Origin of the sequence: Desulfobacter latus, assembly GCF_013389365.1 — a bacterium.
In the GTDB taxonomy this organism is placed as follows: domain Bacteria; phylum Desulfobacterota; class Desulfobacteria; order Desulfobacterales; family Desulfobacteraceae; genus Desulfobacter; species Desulfobacter latus.
The window spans coordinates 45,621-64,569 of the sequence record NZ_JACADJ010000017.1; the positions used below are offsets into that span (position 1 = coordinate 45,621).

Here is an 18,949-nt window from a genome sequence, read left to right on the forward strand (position 1 = left end):
TTATTGTGGTTTAAGCTTGAGGTCGTCAGTTCATGTCTATCATATTTTTTGCGCCACCCGCAGCTTGGCACTTCTTGCCATGGGGTTTGCTTTAAGCTCCTCCGCATCCGCAGTCACCGGTTTTCCGGTAACGGATTCCATTTGTTTTACAAATCCGCATATACATTTGGGAAATTGTCTTGGGCATGTGCATCCGTTTTCAAAGGCGCGCACCTGCTGTTTAACAATACGGTCTTCCAGGGAGTGAAAGGAGATGATGCTGATACGTCCGCCCTTAACCAGCATGGCGGGCACCGCCTGCATGAATGTTTCTAAACGTTCAAGCTCCCGGTTGACGGCAATGCGCAGGGCCTGGAACACCCGGGTAGCCGGATGAATTTTTTGTTTTGCCTTTGCACGGCCGGGTACGGCGCCTTGGATAACTTTGGCCAGTTCAAGGCTGGTGGTAATGGGACTGCAAGCCCTTTTTTCAATAATTGCCCGTGCCATCCGTCTTGAAAAGCGTTCTTCCCCATATGTGAAAAAAATATCAGCCAATTGTTTTTCCGAATAGGTATTCACCACCTGGTATGCGGTTAATGAATTGCGGATATCCATCCGCATATCCAACGGTTCCTCTTTCTTAAAACTAAATCCCCGTTTGCTTTGGGTCAGCTGGTTGAGTGAAAAGCCCAGGTCGAGAACAATACTGTTCACTCCGTTAATACCGGCATCTTTGAGAATCCCGGGAAGATCACTAAAGTTGTTATGGTATAACCGGACATTATCCCCAAAAGGGTCAAATACCTTTCGGGCATTGGTAATGGCGTCCATGTCCTGGTCAATACCGATGAGCAACCCGTTGGAACCTATGGCCCTAAGCGTTGCCATTGCATGTCCGCATCCGCCGAGGGTGCAGTCCACACATATATCTCCGGATTTAAGATTCTGATACGCAAGCACCTGATTCGGCATGACGGAGGTATGTTCAAAATCCATATTATTATAATCCTATGGAAGCAATTTCTTCTTTGACGTCCTCCCGTTTAAGCTCCTGTTCCATGATTTACGATCCCCAATGGCTTTCCATTCGCTGAAAGTAAAAGCAAAGATGCAGCCATCTTTGGTTGAGACCACGATCCCGTAATCATTTTCCGCCTTGAGCACTTTCCTGAATCGTGCCGGGATAATGAGCCTTCCTTTGTCATCAATAGTATGACAAGAACTGGATCGAAACATTTGAGTGGCCTTTTTCCAAGACGCTACATCCACTTCACACCCACAATGCTGCCACTTTCACGAAAAATATAAGATAAGTCAAGTTAAAAAAAAGGGTATTTTTTAGTTTAATGCGCTTTTAATGCATATCCAGTACCTTGGCAGAACGAGTTGTTCATGATTTATTTGTATTAATATCAGATTGTTAAAGTGATTGATGCGATATTTTAAATGTTTGCTTATTAATAAAAGTTTGCCTGTATGAACTTGGGATTTTCTATTATGCAGCGCCTGAAATAATCCATGTGGGGGATATCGAATGTTTGTTCTAGGGCTGTGGGCGGATTGTGAGGGGGGGTGGTGGTGCGAGGGAAGGGCGCCGGCGAATTCCGGTAAACAGGGTTCTCAACGGTAGAAATCAGACTAAAGGGCACCGGCTATGGTTCGGTGAATCTGATTGATTTTTTTATCCAGTTCCGCCTTGCTGCAATTTGGAATATGCACCGGGGGGTGGATGATAAGATCCACCGTACCCGGCATGAGATCAAGTGTATCAGAGGGGAGAATCTGTTCTGAATTTTTAATGGTTACCGGCAGCACAGGCAGCCCTGAATTCATGGCAAAGACAAACGCGCCTTTTTTAAAGGGCAGAAGGCCGCCTCTGGATCTTGTCCCTTCGGCGAAAAAAAGCACGCTGGCCTTATCTGATAAGCTCTTTTTTGCCGCTTTTATGGATTCCACAGCCGCCTGACTATTGGATCTGTTTACATAAATACAACCAAGAAACGTACAGGCTGTGCCGAAAACCGGGATCTTTTTAAGCTCCATTTTCATCACCCATTTGATGGTGAGGCCTATAAACCCGTGTAGCACAGGGATGTCCACCATGCTTTTATGATTGGCCACCACCACATAAGCGGATAATGGATCGTAATTCCGCCTGCCCTGGATTCTGACCCGTATGGGCGCAATCGCACAGAATATCTTGGCCCAGGCCACAGCCAGTGTATCTGCTTTGTCCGGGCTGAAAACAGCCCCCACAAAGATGCAACTCAATCCCATGACCAAGGTGGTTAAAACCATGGCCGGAAATACAATGATCCACTTATAGGGTTGATACGCTATGTTGAAAAACGTGTTCACTCTTTATCAGGTTCAGTGTCGTCCTGTTGTTCAATGCCCAGAAGTTTATCCGTGTACGAAACAATATCCTCGGCTTTATAGCTGGTCAAGGTGAAGGCATAGGGTGTATATGAACACGACCCTTCCACATCCTGATCGTCATTTTTGTTGAACAGATTTAAAACAAACGTTTTATCGTTTTCAAGTGAAATTTTACATGAGGGCGCTGTTTTCTTTAAGCGGGCAGCCTTGTCATCATCTATAAAAGCCTGACATTCAAGGTCTGACAAAGACGACAGCAGATCCGATATCGTTTTTTGATCTGCCACATCCCCTGCTTCATCTTTCCAGACGGTTTCTTTGGGGGCCGTTTTTTCCGCGGTTACATCCTTTTTGCCCTCGTCTTTTCCCGGATCCGGTTTTTCAGGTGCCGGGGTTTTTACCACGGTGACGGCTTTTCCCTGCTTCTCCAGAGTGATCTTTTTTATGCCGGCCGGGTCAAACCCCAGCACTTTTTTATCTCTGAAATCAGCCGCTGCTTTGTCAAACTGACTTTTGAAATTGCCGTTGGCCTGGTATACGGTCTGATCCTTGTTATCCAGATAGATAAATGTATGGTTGTAGCTGGGGGCTGTTTTACCGATGACAAGGCTGCGGACCACCTCTTTGCCGGCCAGGGCCTTGACCTTTACAGCATGGATATCATCCAGTTCATATCTTACAAGGTCCTTTGCCTCGGATACAAGGGCGGATAGTTCTATCTTTTTTAGGGTGCCAAGTATCCGCTTTATGTCATCCGGGGTTGCTGGAAATTCGTTCTCGGTAACGGTCCAGCCTTTTTCTCCTTTATTAAGGACCACAAGGCGGTCTGCCTTTGAAATTTCCATCCGGTCAATGCGGGTGGTATCCACCTGGGGAATTGTCGGCAGTTCATAATGGACCTGGTCGTCTTTTTTAAGGCCGAGATAGGCGCTTAAGCCGATGATCAATATGATCAGGATAATATATTCTTTTTTCATGATTTTTCCTTAATTCTAAATCAACCGAACATATGTGCAATTTTTTTCTTTTTCATGCTTCTAAAAAACCAGACACCCAGGCCGAACAGGAAAACCAGGACGGAGAGTCCTATAATATTGAATCCCTTGATGATGCTTTTTGCCAAAGGCGTGGTGTCGGAAACGGGGTTCAGGGTCTGTTGTTTGCTTCTTAAGCGTGCGGTGCCGTCATCGCCGTTGAGATGGTCTATGGCGTTGAGCAGGAAGGTGGCGTTGGGGCTGCGGCCCTGGTCGTCCAGCATGTTGTCATGCAGCATCTGGGCGCATCCGAGTACAAATATTTTTGCAGGCGCTGACGTCTCAATTACGCGGTTTCCGGCTTTAAGTCCTTGGATGTTTTTAGCCGGCGCCTCAGATGGTTGCGGGCCTTCCACGTTGTCTTCGTCTTTTAGGTCGCTCTCTCCGGCTTCTTTTTCCGGGACGGGTTTTCCTTTAAAATAGGATGTAAATTGTCCTTCGAGAAGATATGCCAGATCATAGGTGGAAAGATCGTTATCTGCGGTGGGCGGACGTAAAAACATGGGATTCAGGTTAATGTTGTCTTCCATGAGCCATGCTTGGTCAGATGAGGATAAAAGGCGCACGGTGCGGACCCTGGTCTCATCCTGGGCGCCTTTGACACGCTTGACCGGGGAGATTTGCATGGCCACAAGGCCTTTGATATTTTTCATAAAGACCGGATCGTTGTTAATGGCGTCGTCCTTGAGTACCGGCGCAAAGTAGATGATCTGCTCTCCGCCGCTCTGGGACCGGGGCCTTTGCTGTTTATACCCATTTTTGTCCAGCACATAGGCTTTTTGGATTTCTACGCCATAGTGGGCTAACAGTTTTTCCAGGCCGGTGTCGATGGGGGTGAATGCGGGCATGCCCATCATGCCGCCCCGGCCTTGCTGCTGCTCAAATGCATCGGCAAACACAGCAATGTTGGTGCCCTTCATCAGGGCCTGGTCAATCTGGAACAGCGCATAATCGGAAAAATGTTCGGTGGGCTTGGCAATCACCAGGCAGTTGAGTCCTTCGGGGATGGGTTCCTCTTTAAGGGGGATCTGTTTGATATTGTATCTTGATCCCACAAGCTGTTCAAAAACAGCCAGGCCGTTGCCGGCCCGGCCCTGCATCATGGCCATGCGGTCCGGCCCCAGGGTGGGGCTGCCATGATCGGACAGATACCCGATATCCTTGTTGATGCCGATAAGCTTTTCCATGATCGCCGTGATCTGTTCCCCAAGCCCCTGGGGATCCGCCATTTGATAGGTGGTGCCGATGATGGGGAGTTCCACGGCCGTGATCAGGGGCAATGTCCGGGTTTTGCCTTTATATGCCACCACAAGGCCGGCCGTACCGGCGCCTGCCTGGATATTTCTTTCAGGTACATCAGGCCAGTTCATGGCCATGAGATCATACTTTTCTGCGACTTTTTCAAGTTCATCCGGATCTGAAAGATCCTTGCGTTCAAACTGGAAAATCCCCAGGTTTTTGCTGTTTAACTGTTCCACAGCCGCAGCCACCTCATCACCAAGATCCGGGAGCGCGTCCAACCCGATTAAAGGCGCTATGGCATGAAGTCCCGAAGACATATACATGGTGATATTGATTTTATCGGTCTGGCGCAAAAGCGCCGATACCTTATTATTCAGCTTGCGGATGGCGCTGGTCAGCTGATATTCAAGACCGTCCGTGGCAGTAATGGCCGGGATTTTTTCTATGAGGTCCCCATGGAGGATCACCAGGCCCATGTAAGCGTTTTTAAATGTCAGCTCGTCGTTTTCCATCACCCGGATCTGGACCGGTGAGATGCCGTAATCCCGGGCCATGTCACGGTTCCGGTTTGCCTGGTCCCCCATGTCGGTTTCCTGGGATACATTATAAAAGGTGAAGTTGAAGTACCGGCCGGCCTGGGCGGCGTACTCCGTGAGCAGGTCCCGTAAATACCGTTCCGTATTATTGTGGGGGGCGGGCATATTTTTTGAGAAAAACACTTTGATGTTCAATGGTTCAGACAGGGTGGATACGGCCTGTTTACTGGCATCGGACAGGGAATAGATTCGGTTGGCCGTCAGATCAAACCTGAAAAACAGGCTTAATCCCGCCACATTCAACAGAACGATAACCACCGCATACAGGATAAATTTCAGATAATATTCTTTAAGGATAGGCTTACCCATGGTGACTCCTTAATTTTTTTCTTTCATGGCAATGTCGGTTGAAAAAATGAAAATAAAGATCACGGATGCAAAATAAATCAGGTCCCGTGAATCAATAATGCCCTTGGAAATATTTGTAAAATGGGCATTGGCGCCAAGGTATTCCACAACCGGCACAAGGCGTTCAGGAACAAAGAACAGCATCCGGTCAATAATGGTCAGGGTAAAACATATGGCGCACCCGATAATGAATGCGATGATCTGATTGCGCGTCAATGCCGAGGCAAACAGCCCGATGCTGCAGTATGCGCCGCCGAGAAGCACCGCCCCGATATATCCGCCGGCCACAGGCCCCAAGTCCACATTTCCGATAAAGGAGATGAATAGCGGGTAGGAGAGGGTGGGCAGCAGCATGGCTGCGGCAAAGGCGCTTGCCGCAAAAAACTTACCCAGGGCTATATGGGTAAAGGAGACCGGCATGGTCAAAAGGCTCTCATAGGAGCCCACATTTTTTTCTTCGGCAAACATGCGCATGGTCACGGCCGGAATAAAAAAGGAGAAAGTAATAGGCAGAAGTGCAAAAAAATCCCTTAGGTCGGCACGTCCGTAAATGAAAAAGGTGGAAAAGAAAAACCACCCGGTCACAATGAGAAAAAGAGAAATAACAATATATGCAATGGGGGAAATGAAATAGTCCTTAAATTCCTTTAAGGCGATGGTTTTGATCGGTGTCATGTGTTACGCGCCCTCCCGTGTCAGTTCGTGGAATATTTCTTCAAGGGCTAAAGACTGTCTTGCAAGTTCAGTGATAATCCAGTCGGTTTCTTTAATGGACAGGTAAAGGTCCCGCCGGATGTCTTTATCATCTTTGCAGCACAGTTCAAAACTTATGCCTTCACTTGCCGGGGTGTCTGTCACAGTGATGTCAAGGTTTGCATCAAAGGCTTTTAGATGGTCAAGGGCCGCTGTTATCTCGGCATTCTGTACCGTCAGCCGGACCACGCTGCGGTGCCGGGCATTTTGTTTTAATTGCTCGGTGCCGGCATCCGCTACTTTTTTGCCCTTATTAATGATGGCGATCCGGTCACAGGTGGCTTCGGCTTCGGAAAGGATATGGGTGGAAAAGATAATGGTCTTTTCCCTGCCGATGCCTTTGATGATATCACGGATCTCTGCGATCTGGTTGGGATCAAGGCCCGAGGTGGGTTCGTCAAGGATCAGGATATCCGGGTCGGACATCATGGCATGGGCCAACCCGACGCGCTGGCGAAGGCCCTTGGACAGATTGCCGATGGGCTTGGCCATGATACCGGACAGCCCGCACAGCCGGCTTAGTTCTTTGAACCGGGACAGCCTGCGTCCGGGATCATCCATCCCTTTGAGCCGTGCCACATAATCCAGGTAATCATATACCAGCATATTGTGGTACAACGGCGCGGATTCGGGCAGATATCCGATCATGGATTTTATTTTCAGGGTGTCTTCCGGCATTTTAAGGTCATTGACCCTGATGGTGCCGGATGTGGGGGTATAGAATCCTGTGAGCATCCTCAGTGTGGTTGTCTTGCCTGCCCCGTTGGGGCCGAGAAGGCCAAGTATCCGTCCGGGTTCAATGGTAAGGCTGATGTTGTCAACCGCACAAAAATCACCGTAATACTTGGTCAGGTTTTGAACATCAATCACGCGCTTCTCCTAAAAATCTTCAAGTACTTTGCTTTTTTCAAGGAACGTATCCACGTCCTCTGCAGTTCGTTTCATATGGTCTATCAATTTTTCAAGATGCCGGCAAAAAGGGTCTTCTTCGCCTAAGGTCATTGCCGAGTCCCGATAAAGTGAGAGAACATCGTTGAAATGGTTTTCCAGATTTCCGGCCAGGCTTTTTCGTTCTTTGTGCCTGATTTTTTCAGACTGGATAACGGATTCCAGTTTTTTGATGGAATACTCAACCAGCGCATCCCGGGGCATATTATAGGTTTTGGAAATGGCCGTCAATGCCTCAATGGTTCTACGGCTGAGTACAAAGGTTTTCTGTTTTCTGTCCAGCTGTTTGAACCGGCGTATTTGGATGGTTTGGGCCAATTGATCTAAAGACGCATGGTCTTCAATGATGTGGTCAAACAAGGACTTTTGCTTGATGCCCATGTGGACGGCCACAAGGCCGATGGCATCAATGGCTTTCTGGGAAAGCTTGAATGTTGCCCTGACCGATTGTTTTCCCCTTAAGTCAAACATGGACAGTTCGGTAAAGGGGGGATTTGATTTTACCATGTATTCTCCTTTTCAGGACGCTGTATTATTGCAGAACAACAATCCAAAAAAGTAATGCAAGTTTATTTTGAGCCCGCATATTAGCTTAAACTATTAAACGGATCAATGGTTAATACCTGGATAATCAAAATGTAATAGAGATTATTGGAATACCGAACTTACCGCTCGGATCTATCGGAAGGAAACAGGGTGTTGGTTTTGCCGGTGATATAATAGGCTGCCAGACCGGTCCATTCAGTTGCTGCCATGACCAGTCTTCCCAGGTTCCCGGAAAAGTTAAGGCCTAACGCGATCTTTCTGTCAGGGCGGGTAACATGATCTACGGGATAGGGAATTACCGGCCAGCCGAGCCGGTTGAATACGCCGACGGACCGGGGAATGTGTGCGGCTGTGGTTACAAGTACCCAGGCCTGCCCGGGTTCGGGGTGAACCAGGCGCTTTGCAAACAATCCGTTTTCATAGGTATTTCGAGATTGATCCTCGAATATCATGTTTGCGGTATCCAGCCCCATATCCATAAAAACCTGCCGGGCCGTATTTGCATCTTTCCATTCCTGGTGCATGGGGCTTCCGGAGCCCCCGGTAAAAAGATGCACCGCATCCGGATATGCGCTGACAAGACGGGCAAATGCTATATACCGGTCAGCGGCACTGTTTATTTCAGGTTGACGCCACATCTGGGTCAGGCGATTGCTTTCCGCCCCGCCAAGCATGATAATCCCGTCCACCTTTTCCGGCAGGGCCGGGTTTGTGGGGAATCTGTGTTCCAGGGGCGCTAGAAGAAGCCTTCCTACAGGGAAAACCGTGATGATGATCATCACCAGAACCACACACGCAAGTATCCATTTTGCCGTTTCCACTGCCCCTGAAAACCAGAACAGCATTCCTATTACGGCAAACGCAACCAAAAGAAAATCCGGACGGATGACCATCCAGATCAGCTTGGACAGCCAGAAAAACAACGAGTTTGTCATTAATATCTCCTGTATATAACCACGGAAGACACGGAACGCACTGAAAATTAGCGCGCAAGGCGCTCAATCTGTATTTTTGGGTGACTGCCAAAGTTGATCAATAACCCTAATTTTAAGTTTGTTGTTTGTTGCTTTCAGGTCGTTGATAACCTGTGCTTTATGGTCGGGCGCGATACTCTTAGGAATGGGTCTTAAATAACTTACCCATTTTGCTATACCCGGGAGCGCGGGCGTCCCGCCCGCAGTAATGATGCAGGCGAGACGCCCGCGCTCCCAGGTTAAATTATTTCGGTCCCGTTCCTTAACCGCTTTTAACTCTAATATGATTTTGTTGTAACAAATCCGTGTCCTTCCGTGGTTTACCTGTTTATTACCCGCCATAAATTACATCAAATATCCGGCCGATACGCTTCTTCCAGCCCGGTAAGCATAAGGTCATACATGCCTGCATCGGTCTGCTTCAGATTGACCAGCAGCGCATGAATATCTGCAAAATAGGGAATCCGTTCACCATGATATTGTACAGGTTCCCCGATTTGGTGGAATAAAAATCCATATTTTCTCAAGGTATAGAATATTTTTTTTTCAGTGATCATGTACCAATGGGTCAGCCCCTGCCGTAAACTTTCATGGAACATGACCTGATAAAGCCCTAGAACAATGATCGGATTTTTCCTGCCCTGCATTTCTTTTGGAATGGTCCCATCGTCAGGTAATATGCCGCCTTCTTTTTTCTTTAAATAAGACTCCACGCCATACATGCCGTCCTCTTTACGGCGCCTGAGGTCTTTGGCCACCGTAAGTCTGGAAATCTCGCCGGTTTTATCCGGCTCAGGTTTTTCTCCTGGAAAATTTAATGTTGTGGCATGTTCAATGGGAAACCCTTTGTCTGAATGAAGCACCAGCCGTATGGTGCCGACCACGGAATCGGTTTCGTTCAGGCAGGCAAAATGAATGGAGTCCTCTTCATACGCATCTGTTTCCAGTCCGTTCGGGTGGTCAGCTTCATCTTCAAACCCGAACTCATCCACATAGACTTCATACCTCATCCGGAACGTATCTTTTAATACATCATCATCTATGACCTGGCCGAACCGGAATCTGTCGTAGGTCAAACTTTTACGGATCATCAGTTTATTTTAACCTGTATTATTTTTTTATGATATGATAGTGCTATCGAAAATGACTGAAGTATCGTGTAATTTTTAGTATTGTTTGTCAAGCGCTTTTCCCTGAGGGTCTAGAATATAATCACTCGGTGGCGGCAAAACAGCATCACTTTCTTGTGCAACCGGCCTTTTTGTTGAAAACTGCCCCAGTCTCCAATCCGTTGTCAACCAGTCAGGCGGCTGATTTCCAAATGCTGTTGCACAATAGCCGCTCCATAACCAGTCTCCGGGATGTTCAACCATTTTTGCCCGGACCGGATTCAGGTAAAAATTTCGGCATATTTATGTTCGATTGCCCGAATTTCAAGGTCAGTCAATTTTTCAAATTCTTTGTTCCGTGAACGTTTTGAAAGCGCGCCACCATTTTGGACAAGAAAACGTATAAGCAAATCCACAAGTTTATCCGGCATATCGATATAGTTTTTGATGAAATTGTTGAGAAGGTCGTATTTTTTTATATATTCAACCTCCTCAGGCAATGTTTTATTCACTGTTTCCTCAACGCATTCAAAGAAAAATTCAGCCTGTTTTGTTGCATCAAAATAGCGATACAAATCTATGGTTTCGTTCAGCACCTCAACATTATTCTTTTCAGTAGGTCTCCATTCGATCAAATCAAGCCTCGGTTTTGAAAAATGCTCCAATATTTTTTTATATTCTTCGAGCTTCTCCAAAATAACTGCTGATACTGGAAAGATCAATCCTTATCCAGTTGTTCCTCACGTAACCACTCCCACAAGAACCACAATCGACGGCTGTAGCTCCCCGTTGGTTCCGAACAAATCATTTTTTGAATTTCTTCGGCCTCAACCGCTTGAAATAAGGCATTGAGGATTGCCAGATCAATCCCTTCATACTTCAAAGCAAAGATTAAATGGCCAAAAAGTGTATCCTCCGGCTTATGGCGCGGCGTAAAAATACGCCAGCGTCCTATATCAATTTTTTTATGCTTTACACCTATGGCACAAAGACGATCTGGAGCAGTCACTTTCAGATCATGTGCTGAAATCAGCGCAGAATATCCGGAAAAACTATTCCCTTTGGAAGGCAAATCATGAAAAATAGTTATATTTTGTGAATTTTGATTGTAAATAGTCATAAATTATGAATTCTTATGTTTGCAACTGAATCCATATTGCCATGAGAAACGGTTATGGTCTATGAATTTTGATTATATTATGATTTTTTTATGAAAAATACTTATTTGTCTCAACGGGTTTGCCTGTCTGTCATTGTGAAATTATATCCGGTCTGGTTGATCGGCTCAAGGGATATGTTTTCCGGAAGTTGCATAGCAAAGCCGTTCAGCCTGAATGTCTTCTTAAATGACTCCAGGGGTCTGTCATGTTGAACAAGGACTGCTTTATACCGGCCTTAAAGATCATAAGCTATTGATATTTAATGATATTTCAATAATCGACATAAAAAGTCATGCGTCAGCACTGTTTAACCTCTGGATATTTGATATAAGCACTTTTTACATCTAAAGTGCCTGTATGTTGTGGATAGATGGTACACAAAAATACTATATGTGGTATCCAATTTCTTATGGCAAATATCCAGTTTAACCTGTATTATTCTTTTTTTTTATGATAATTCTGTCGAAAATTACTGGGCTATCGTGTAATTTTTAGCATTATTTGTCAAGCGCTTTTCCCTGAGGATATAGTCAACTACCCCTCGGCTAAAGACCGAGGGGCTTGAAAAAGCCCCAAAGTTGACCAGTCTAAGTGCTTCGAGCACTACGTTAGATCGGAAACAGGTACCCTGGGGTGCTCGCCAGCTCCAGGTTCTACGGTAAGTGGTTAAACAGGTTTAAGGGGTTAAGCCGGTGCTGCTTGCGACAAACCCGGTCATAACATTGACGCGGCAAACATTACCTTGGAAACAAGAGGATTTTAAAATTGAGTGTATTTGTTCTGGATACAAACAAAAAGCCTCAGAATCCGGTACATCCGGCAAAAGCAAGACTGCTTTTAAAAGAAGGGAAAGCCGCAGTTTTCAGACAGTTCCCCTTCACAATCATTTTGAAAGAGACCGTTTTGGACGTGGCATCAAACCCATTGCGGATCAAGATTGATCCGGGCAGTAGAGAGACCGGAATTGCCGTGATTAAAGACGATACCGGAGAGATTGTTTTTGCCATGGAACTGAGACATCGAGGCCAGCAGATCAAAAATAATCTGGAATCAAGACGAGCCATCAGAAGATCCCGGAGAAACCGGAAAACGCGATACCGAAAACCGCGCTTTGATAACCGGACCAGGGCGGAAGGATGGCTGCCGCCTTCATTAAAAAGCCGGGTTCACAATATCGAAACCTGGGTCAACCGGTTGTGCCGGTTTTGCAATATTCAGGCAATTTCAATGGAGTTGGTTCGGTTTGACATGCAGAAAATACAGAATCCCGAAATATCAGGTGTCGCGTATCAGCAGGGGGAACTCATGGGGTATGAGGTACGGGAATACCTTCTGGAAAAATGGGACAGAACGTGTGCCTACTGCGGAAAAACAGATATCCCGTTGGAGATTGAACATATCGTGCCGAAATCGAAAGGCGGTTCCAACAGAGTCAGCAATCTGACACTGGCCTGTACGGCGTGCAACAGGAAGAAGGGGAACAAGTCACTCGAACAGTTCCTTTCAAGGAAACCGCGAGTGTTGAAACGAATTCAAAAACAGTCCAAAATGCCGCTCAAGGATGCGGGCGCCGTCAATGCGACCCGATGGGACTTGTTCCGTACCTTGAAAAAAAACGGACTGCCGGTTGAAACAGGCTCCGGCGGTCTGACAAAATTCAACCGGACGACCAGGGGACTTCACAAAACGCATTGGCTCGATGCCGCCTGTGTTGGGAAAAGCACACCGGAAAAGATGTTTCAGATCGATAAGGCCGTGTTGATTGTAAAGGCAGACGGTCATGGTTCAAGGCAGATGTGCAGGGTAAACAAGTTCGGATTCCCCCGGACAACAGCAAAGTCAACTGAGAAAAAAGTCAAAGGCTTTCAGACGGGCGACATCGTCAAGGCGGTTGTCACTTCCGGCAAAAAGGTTGGAACGTACACCGGACGTGTCGCTGTCAGAAAAAGCGGGTCGTTTAACATTAAAACAGTGGACAAAACAGTACAGGGCATTAGCTGGAAATATTGCAGGCTGCTTCATGCATCTGACGGTTATTCCTACAATATGATGTGCTAAGGTCCGGTGCCTGGCTACTAAATTATTATAAGGAGGGCGGCAATTCCTCCCCTGAGCTAAAGACTCAGGGGTTTCCTTGCCGCATTTTATGAAAAAACGTATTGCATGGCCGATGATGGCCTTCTTTTTAATAATTTGTTCGGGGTGTGGATACCGGCTGGCCGGCGGTGGTTTCATTCATAATGATGTCACCCGGGTCTCTGTGGCTATATTTGAAAACAAAAGCACCGAATCCAGGGCCGGGATATCGTTTACCAACGAATTGATACGGGAAATTACCGCAAAAACAGATACCATTGTTGTGGATGCCGATAATGCCACCCGCAAAATATCAGGTACGGTTCAATCCATCACCTTTTCCACATTGTCCAGATCTTCTTCGGAAGATGTTACGGAAAGGCAAGTTAATGCCAGGGTTGATGTGGTTCTGACCGGGACCGGGGGCAAGGTTCTCTGGTCGGTGAAAAATTTTTCAGCCAGTGAATCTTATGACGTATCAAGCAATACTGTGAATGATGAGGCCAATAAACGGGAGGCGGTTGATCTCATTGCCGAACGTGTGGCCGAACGCCTGGTCAGCCAAATCACAAACGACTTTTAAATCCAACAAAACGAACCGGCGTCTGTTCCTTGAATAAGAGCAGACGCCGGTTTATAGTCTGGACCGGCTGAGCTTAAATGGTGCAAAAGCGCGCAACTTATGCGTTCGCAAATTTGAACAGTCTGGAGATCTTTCTTGACGCAGTTTTTTTGTGGACAACACCTTTTTTAGCCGCCTTGTGAATGGCTGACTGGGTTTTTTTCATCAGTTCCTCGGTATTCTCACCCGCTTCTTTAGCTGCACGAAGCTTTTTTTCAAGGGTTTTAAGGGCGGTTTTTACGGATTTGTTTCTCATCCGTCTGACCTGATTTTGTTTTGCGCGTTTTTTTGCTGATTTATGGTTCGCCAACGTGGTCTAGCTCCTTCATAAAATAGAAAATTAAAAATAAATAATAAAACTTATATCAAATTCGGTAATTTATATAAAACATATAAACATGTCAAGGAAAACCTGTGGCCCATTTTATTAAAAAAGCGGCATCTATCAGTTCGATTACACTGATGTCAAGAATACTCGGTATGATAAGGGATGCGGTCATTGCTTTTATATTTGGTGCGGGGACGGTTTCTGACGCTTTTTTCATTGCGTTCAGGCCCTTTGACCTGATCCGGAAAATGATGTCCGACGGGATTTTAAGCATCTCTTTCATCCCGTTGTTTGCAGTACAATTTGTCCAAAATAAAAAAGACCAGGCCGTGGCCATGTTTTTGAATGCACTGTTTTTTATATCCATTGCAGGGACGCTGCTGGTCGGGTTCGGGATCTATTTTGCGCCCTTTTTGATAGATTTTTTTGCCCCGGGGTATGGTGCCGGTTCTTATTCCCATACATTGTCCTGTCTGCTGTTCAGGATAATGATGCCCTATATGTTCATTATTTTTTTTGTGGCCTTGTGCATGAGCGTGCTCCATGCAAGGGGAAATTTTCATGTGCCTGCAGCTACGCCGATTCTGCTCAATCTTTGTATTATCACGGCCGTTCTACTGTTTTCCGACCGGTTCACGCCAAAGATTGTCGTTCTGGCCTTTGGGGTAACCGTCGGCGGCATTGTTCAGCTTGCCTTTCAAGTTTCAAGCCTTGCAAAGCTTGGGATGTTTGATTTCAAAGCCTTTGTCCGGGTGCATCCCCATGTAAAAAAAGCCTTTATTACTCTCGGCCCTTCCGTGATCGGGGCTGCGGCTTTCCAAATTAATCTGCTGGTGGCAGGACTTACCGCCTCAAAGCTTGATTCCGGTGCGGTCTCTTATCTTAATTATGCCGAACGTCTGGTTCAGTTTCCTTTGGCTTTGGTGGTCTCTCCCGTTGCCACGGTTTTATTATCCATGCTGTCTGCAATGGCTGGTACGCGTTGCCCGGAAACCGGGAAAAATTCCGCGAGGGTGTCGGAATTTGATTTTTTTGATCAACCACAGCAAACCCAGGATTGCAGTCTTTTGTTTGATGCTGGTGTCCGCATGGTCTTTTTTTTAATTATTCCTGCAACAGTCGGTATCATTGCCTTAAACCGTCCCATAGTTTCGTTGCTGTTCGGCAGGGGGGCGTTTGATTTGACTGCAGTGGATCAGACCGGCCAATGTCTTGTTTTTATGGTTCTTGGGCTCTGGGCGGTTGCGGGCACCCGGCTTTTTGTGGCGTTTCACTATGCCTTGTCCAATATCCGGCAGCCGTTCATGGCAGGCGTTGTGTCCATTGGGTGCAACGTTTTATTGTGCCGTCTTTTTGTGGAAACCATGGGGGTCACAGGGCTTAGTCTAGCCGTATCCCTGTCCGCTGTCGCCGGATTTGTCCTGCTTGCCGTATCCGGGCCCTTTGACATCCAGGGCAGGGCCGTACTGGTTTGCGCTTGCAGAGCAGTTTTTATGTCTGTTATAATGTTTTTTCTGGTTCGATGGATATGGGGCTTCTGGGCCGGCTGTTCAAGCATGATTCAGGCAGCAGGCCTTGTTGTCAGCATTGGTGCAGGGGCCGGCTGCTACCTGTTGGCGGCCCATCTTACATCAAATCCGGAAATGGCAATGCTTATAAGGATTTTTTTTAAATCAAAATGACCCATATGGAAAAAATAGGCCTTTACCTGGCCCTGGGAGCCGCGGTTATCCTTTTATTTATGTTCTTTTTTTCCACAAGCGGAGTCATGGATTACAGTCGGCTTAAAGCCCGACAGGCGCAGCTTGAAGTCCAGGTTGCCATTGCCGGCAGTCAAAATTCAAAAATAGAAAAAGAGATATTGAAACTTAAAACCGATATCGAATATATTAAGCACCTGGCCAAACATGAGTATGAAATGGCCGCTCAGGATGAATTGATTTTCAAAGAAAAACCCAAGGCGGTTACACCGCAGAAACTGGAAACTGGAAACTAAAAACCGGGAAAAAGGAATTTCACCATTTTTTATTTTTTGTAATAGAATAAAGATCAAGGATCTGAAAAATGACTTCTAATTTTGCAACCCTGTCGCTGGCCCGCTTGTATGAGAAACAGGGATATATAGATGATGCCCTTGAAATGTACAGGGCAATGGATACAAACCAAGGCGCTGATGGCAAGCATATCCGTGACGCCATTGCCCGCCTTGAAGCACAAAAGAAAATATCAGATTCCAAAGAAAAGATTCCCGCCAGCACCCAGGAAGCCCGGATGGCCCATATGCTCGAAGTATGGCTTCGGCTTATTGTCATGCAGAAACGGGTGGGCATATTCAAACGCATTAAAGCCCGGTTATGATTTTTAAACGAGATATCCCAGGGTGTTTTTTTATTTTAATTATTTGCCTAATGCTAAGTCTTGGCGTTAATGCACTCTCCCCTAACGGTATTGCCCTCAGGGGCCAGTGGAATCCCGATCAGGGGGTGGTTATGGCCGGGGCAAACAAGGCCCACGCCGTTGATGTTATGCAGATCAACAATCCGTTCAAAGTTAAACGACTGGTGGAATCCGGGCCGGCGGTCGTGGTTGATGTCCGCCGGCCTGATATGTATGAGCTGGGGCATATTCCAGGGGCATTGAATTTTCCTTTGGATGATTTTGAAGAGGACGAAAAAGCGCTGCTGTCAAAAATAACCCCCGAAGATGAGATTATTGTATATTGTGCAAGTGTGACCTGTCACGATTCCCATACATTTGCCACCCGTTTGGTTGAAATGGGGTTTACCCATGTGGCGGTTTATGCCGGCGGGTTTGCTGAATGGGAGGCGATGGGATTTGACGTGGCCGTCCAGGGAGCCGACCCATGAGCAATCTGTTTCGTTCAAAATTTAAATTCAAAAATGGGGTTGGACCGGCATCTATGGATTTTCGTCGGCAAACAAGGCTCATTGAATGGGCACTGCGTCTGTTTCTGGGGGGCACGTTTATTTTCAGCTCCTGGCACAAAATCGTGTCACCGGATCAATTTGCCACAATTTTGTATGGCTATGCGGTCTTTCCCCACCCGAGTATAAATATCTTAGCCATTGTCGTGCCTTTTGTGGAGCTTGTCTGCGGTATCAGCCTGATCACCGGGTTGCTTAAACGTTCGGGTCTTTTATTAATTAATGCCATGCTGGCAGGCTTTATTTTTCTGATCAGCTTTAATCTGATACGGGGCCATGAATTTGACTGCGGCTGTTTCTCTTTAGGTGAGACCAAAGGCACCTGGACTTCAATCTGGCTGCTTGTCAGGGATCTTGTGATGCTTGGGGCAGGGATTTATCTTTTCAGGCTATTCGATAAAAAAGACAGGGGGTGAAATCCAGGGCCATGGGCCTTACCGGCTCACTGCTCCCGGACAATTCTGAATCCAAGGCTGTTGCGGCGGGCCACGGGCTTGTAATTGGTGCGGTAGGCGCATCGCTGGTATTTACTGTTTTGAAACCATCCGCCGCCTCTGACCACCCGGTGGTCTCCTTTTGTTTCCAACGGATCTGTAATGCCGTCAACATAGGTCCGGGTAATGGTTCCGGCGCCCACGCTCCAGATCGTGCGCCATTCACAGGCATCCTGAACCCATTCCTGAACATTACCGTGCATGTCGTAAAGCCCCCATTTATTGGGCTTAAGAAGCTTGACCGGATGGGGCTTGAAATCCCCAGCCGGTGAGAAACCACCGGAATTAAAGCAGTACCAGGCATGATCAACAAGCGCTGGTTCCGGTTCCTTGCATGAAAAAGTGGTTACCTCTCCGGTGGCAAAGGCCGTCTGACTGCCGGCCCGACAGGCATATTCCCATTCCGCTTCCGTAGGCAAACGGTATTTACGGGTGCCTTCTCTTTTGTTTAAAAATCGAATAAATTCAATGGCATCATACCAGGATACGGTATCCACAGGATAGTAATTGCCCAGCTTAAACGAGGAGGGATTCGGAGATACAAGGCGGTTCCATTGACCCTGGGTGACTTCGGTCTCCGACATATAAAAGCTTTTGGTGATGATCACCCTGTGTTGCTTTTCGTGTCTCTGCCGTCCTTTTTCCGAGTCTGGGCTTCCCATAATAAAGGACCCTGCCGGAATCAGAATAAATTTCATTCCGATTTTATTGATAAAAGAGTTTTGGGCAAATAGATCCGAAATCATAGATCCATTAATCAATACGAAAATCAAAAGAAAAAACGGTATGGCGAACAAGGACTTTAACCTCATAATAAGTTCCTGATTTCTTGTCTCTCGATCATCGAGTGTCTGGTTTTGAATGAGCCAAGCGGATAATAATGTTGACATTAACACATTTAAAACCCGGGCTTCAAGGGGATATCCATGCGTATGAAAATGATATGTTGACACCTGGTTTAAATTTATATAGTCGATTTAAAAGTATTAAAAAATATCAATAAGTAATTTATTAAAATCATAAGTAGTGTTTTATATAGTAAAAATCCTGACCCGAAGGGCCAGGATTTGGGTTAAGCCCAGAGGGCATGAACTACTGTCCTCACACAAATTTCGAGACCTGACCTTGGAACGATTGAACAGTAACGTTCAAAAGCGTCTATTTTCAAAGGTCTTCGACCTTTTTGACAAGGGCAGAGCCTTTTATCTCTGACCTGGTCCAGAGGACCAGGTTTTATACAACTGAATAAATCCTATTACTTATAAAATAATATTTGAATAGTTACTATATAAGTGCTAACATATTATTCAGCTCTTTGAAAAGGTGTTGGCGGTTGCACTCAAAAAGCTGAGTGTGTAAAACCTTAAGCTATAAGCAGAACTTATGTCCGACATACGGGACAAGAGAAGTTCA

21 protein-coding genes and 1 pseudogene are annotated in these 18,949 nt (G+C 46.4%); 7 read left to right on the forward strand and 15 right to left on the reverse strand.

Annotated features, from left to right (window positions below; translation table 11 throughout):
- Positions 1–39: 39 nt before the first annotated feature.
- From rsmH to HXW94_RS19225, 13 genes and pseudogenes are all read right to left on the reverse strand, one after another.
- Positions 40–978: a 16S rRNA (cytosine(1402)-N(4))-methyltransferase RsmH gene (rsmH, locus tag HXW94_RS07190; protein WP_178366217.1), complete on the reverse strand. Its 939-nt coding sequence runs from the start codon at positions 976–978 to the stop codon at positions 40–42.
- A gap of 12 nt (positions 979–990) precedes the next feature.
- Positions 991–1,218 (reverse strand): division/cell wall cluster transcriptional repressor MraZ, encoded by a 228-nt coding sequence (locus HXW94_RS07195; RefSeq protein WP_246293781.1) that lies wholly within the window; start codon positions 1,216–1,218, stop codon positions 991–993.
- Positions 1,219–1,620: 402 nt separating this feature from the next.
- Positions 1,621–2,340 (reverse strand): 1-acylglycerol-3-phosphate O-acyltransferase, encoded by a 720-nt coding sequence (locus HXW94_RS07200; protein ID WP_178366218.1) that lies wholly within the window; start codon positions 2,338–2,340, stop codon positions 1,621–1,623.
- Entirely contained in the window at positions 2,337–3,338 is a 1,002-nt protein-coding gene (locus HXW94_RS07205; RefSeq protein ID WP_178366219.1) for a DUF4340 domain-containing protein, read from the reverse strand. Before HXW94_RS07205 ends, HXW94_RS07200 begins: the two co-directional genes overlap by 4 nt.
- Positions 3,339–3,358: 20 nt before the next feature.
- On the reverse strand, positions 3,359–5,542 hold the full coding sequence (locus HXW94_RS07210; RefSeq protein ID WP_178366220.1) for a Gldg family protein: 2,184 nt from the start codon (positions 5,540–5,542) through the stop codon (positions 3,359–3,361).
- 9 nt (positions 5,543–5,551) lie between these two features.
- Positions 5,552–6,256 (reverse strand): ABC-2 transporter permease, encoded by a 705-nt coding sequence (locus tag HXW94_RS07215; protein WP_178366221.1) that lies wholly within the window; start codon positions 6,254–6,256, stop codon positions 5,552–5,554.
- 3 nt (positions 6,257–6,259) lie between these two features.
- Positions 6,260–6,763 (reverse strand): AAA family ATPase, encoded by a 504-nt coding sequence (locus tag HXW94_RS20315; protein WP_425484215.1) that lies wholly within the window; start codon positions 6,761–6,763, stop codon positions 6,260–6,262.
- Positions 6,764–6,778: 15 nt separating this feature from the next.
- A pseudogene (locus tag HXW94_RS20320) lies at positions 6,779–7,159 on the reverse strand (ATP-binding cassette domain-containing protein); the annotation flags it as partial.
- 54 nt (positions 7,160–7,213) lie between these two features.
- Entirely contained in the window at positions 7,214–7,789 is a 576-nt protein-coding gene (locus HXW94_RS07225) for a hypothetical protein (RefSeq protein ID WP_178366223.1), read from the reverse strand.
- 158 nt (positions 7,790–7,947) lie between these two features.
- Positions 7,948–8,763, reverse strand: a complete 816-nt coding sequence (locus tag HXW94_RS07230) for a YdcF family protein (protein ID WP_178366224.1) — start codon at positions 8,761–8,763, stop codon at positions 7,948–7,950.
- 389 nt (positions 8,764–9,152) lie between these two features.
- Positions 9,153–9,893 (reverse strand): PEP-CTERM/exosortase system-associated acyltransferase, encoded by a 741-nt coding sequence (locus tag HXW94_RS07240; protein WP_178366225.1) that lies wholly within the window; start codon positions 9,891–9,893, stop codon positions 9,153–9,155.
- 299 nt (positions 9,894–10,192) lie between these two features.
- The gene (locus HXW94_RS19220) at positions 10,193–10,633 is read right to left on the reverse strand and encodes a hypothetical protein (RefSeq protein WP_218576609.1); all 441 of its coding nucleotides are present in this window, start codon (positions 10,631–10,633) and stop codon (positions 10,193–10,195) included.
- Positions 10,630–11,031, reverse strand: a complete 402-nt coding sequence (locus HXW94_RS19225) for a hypothetical protein (RefSeq protein WP_218576610.1) — start codon at positions 11,029–11,031, stop codon at positions 10,630–10,632. Before HXW94_RS19225 ends, HXW94_RS19220 begins: the two co-directional genes overlap by 4 nt.
- 805 nt (positions 11,032–11,836) lie before the next feature.
- Here HXW94_RS19225 and iscB point away from each other — a divergent pair.
- Together iscB and lptE are read left to right on the forward strand one after the other, a co-directional pair.
- On the forward strand, positions 11,837–13,129 hold the full coding sequence (iscB, locus tag HXW94_RS07250; protein WP_178366226.1) for an RNA-guided endonuclease IscB: 1,293 nt from the start codon (positions 11,837–11,839) through the stop codon (positions 13,127–13,129).
- A gap of 76 nt (positions 13,130–13,205) precedes the next feature.
- On the forward strand, positions 13,206–13,730 hold the full coding sequence (lptE, locus tag HXW94_RS07255; RefSeq protein ID WP_246293782.1) for an LPS assembly lipoprotein LptE: 525 nt from the start codon (positions 13,206–13,208) through the stop codon (positions 13,728–13,730).
- A gap of 97 nt (positions 13,731–13,827) precedes the next feature.
- Here the strand turns inward: lptE and rpsT are convergent, their stop codons facing one another.
- Positions 13,828–14,079: a 30S ribosomal protein S20 gene (rpsT, locus tag HXW94_RS07260; RefSeq protein ID WP_178366227.1), complete on the reverse strand. Its 252-nt coding sequence runs from the start codon at positions 14,077–14,079 to the stop codon at positions 13,828–13,830.
- A gap of 104 nt (positions 14,080–14,183) precedes the next feature.
- Here rpsT and murJ point away from each other — a divergent pair, with 104 nt between their 5' ends.
- From murJ to HXW94_RS07285, 5 genes are all read left to right on the forward strand, one after another.
- Positions 14,184–15,779, forward strand: coding sequence for a murein biosynthesis integral membrane protein MurJ (murJ, locus tag HXW94_RS07265; protein ID WP_178366228.1), 1,596 nt, complete (start codon positions 14,184–14,186; stop codon positions 15,777–15,779).
- Positions 15,776–16,093: an FtsB family cell division protein gene (locus tag HXW94_RS07270; RefSeq protein ID WP_178366229.1), complete on the forward strand. Its 318-nt coding sequence runs from the start codon at positions 15,776–15,778 to the stop codon at positions 16,091–16,093. Before murJ ends, HXW94_RS07270 begins: the two co-directional genes overlap by 4 nt.
- Positions 16,094–16,161: 68 nt before the next feature.
- The gene (locus HXW94_RS07275) at positions 16,162–16,455 is read left to right on the forward strand and encodes a hypothetical protein (protein ID WP_178366230.1); all 294 of its coding nucleotides are present in this window, start codon (positions 16,162–16,164) and stop codon (positions 16,453–16,455) included.
- Positions 16,456–16,586: 131 nt separating this feature from the next.
- On the forward strand, positions 16,587–16,964 hold the full coding sequence (locus HXW94_RS07280) for a rhodanese-like domain-containing protein (protein ID WP_218576611.1): 378 nt from the start codon (positions 16,587–16,589) through the stop codon (positions 16,962–16,964).
- Entirely contained in the window at positions 16,961–17,458 is a 498-nt protein-coding gene (locus HXW94_RS07285) for a MauE/DoxX family redox-associated membrane protein (RefSeq protein WP_178366232.1), read from the forward strand. The genes HXW94_RS07280 and HXW94_RS07285 overlap by 4 nt, the downstream gene beginning before the upstream one ends.
- 26 nt (positions 17,459–17,484) lie before the next feature.
- Here HXW94_RS07285 and HXW94_RS07290 read toward each other — a convergent pair whose 3' ends face one another.
- Positions 17,485–18,348 carry a formylglycine-generating enzyme family protein gene (locus tag HXW94_RS07290; RefSeq protein WP_178366233.1) on the reverse strand — a complete coding sequence of 288 codons (864 nt, stop codon included), beginning with the start codon at positions 18,346–18,348 and terminating at the stop codon, positions 17,485–17,487.
- Between the last annotated feature and the right edge of the window lie 601 nt (positions 18,349–18,949).

Excerpts from the sequence above, each read along its gene's own strand:
- HXW94_RS07230 (WP_178366224.1), bottom strand. The coding sequence starts at position 8,763 with ATGACAAACTCGTTGTTTTTCTGGCTGTCCAAGCTGATCTGGATGGTC.
- HXW94_RS07240 (WP_178366225.1), bottom strand. The coding sequence starts at position 9,893 with ATGATCCGTAAAAGTTTGACCTACGACAGATTCCGGTTCGGCCAGGTC.
- HXW94_RS07225 (WP_178366223.1), bottom strand. The coding sequence starts at position 7,789 with ATGGTAAAATCAAATCCCCCCTTTACCGAACTGTCCATGTTTGACTTA.
- HXW94_RS07285 (WP_178366232.1), top strand. The coding sequence starts at position 16,961 with ATGAGCAATCTGTTTCGTTCAAAATTTAAATTCAAAAATGGGGTTGGA.
- HXW94_RS07290 (WP_178366233.1), bottom strand. The coding sequence starts at position 18,348 with ATGAGGTTAAAGTCCTTGTTCGCCATACCGTTTTTTCTTTTGATTTTC.
- HXW94_RS07280 (WP_218576611.1), top strand. The coding sequence starts at position 16,587 with ATGGCCGGGGCAAACAAGGCCCACGCCGTTGATGTTATGCAGATCAAC.
- HXW94_RS07210 (WP_178366220.1), bottom strand. The coding sequence starts at position 5,542 with ATGGGTAAGCCTATCCTTAAAGAATATTATCTGAAATTTATCCTGTAT.
- HXW94_RS07270 (WP_178366229.1), top strand. The coding sequence starts at position 15,776 with ATGACCCATATGGAAAAAATAGGCCTTTACCTGGCCCTGGGAGCCGCG.
- HXW94_RS19225 (WP_218576610.1), bottom strand. The coding sequence starts at position 11,031 with ATGACTATTTACAATCAAAATTCACAAAATATAACTATTTTTCATGAT.
- HXW94_RS07195 (WP_246293781.1), bottom strand. The coding sequence starts at position 1,218 with ATGTTTCGATCCAGTTCTTGTCATACTATTGATGACAAAGGAAGGCTC.
- rsmH (WP_178366217.1), bottom strand. The coding sequence starts at position 978 with ATGGATTTTGAACATACCTCCGTCATGCCGAATCAGGTGCTTGCGTAT.
- HXW94_RS07215 (WP_178366221.1), bottom strand. The coding sequence starts at position 6,256 with ATGACACCGATCAAAACCATCGCCTTAAAGGAATTTAAGGACTATTTC.
- HXW94_RS07275 (WP_178366230.1), top strand. The coding sequence starts at position 16,162 with ATGACTTCTAATTTTGCAACCCTGTCGCTGGCCCGCTTGTATGAGAAA.
- HXW94_RS20315 (WP_425484215.1), bottom strand. The coding sequence starts at position 6,763 with ATGATGTCCGACCCGGATATCCTGATCCTTGACGAACCCACCTCGGGC.
- HXW94_RS07205 (WP_178366219.1), bottom strand. The coding sequence starts at position 3,338 with ATGAAAAAAGAATATATTATCCTGATCATATTGATCATCGGCTTAAGC.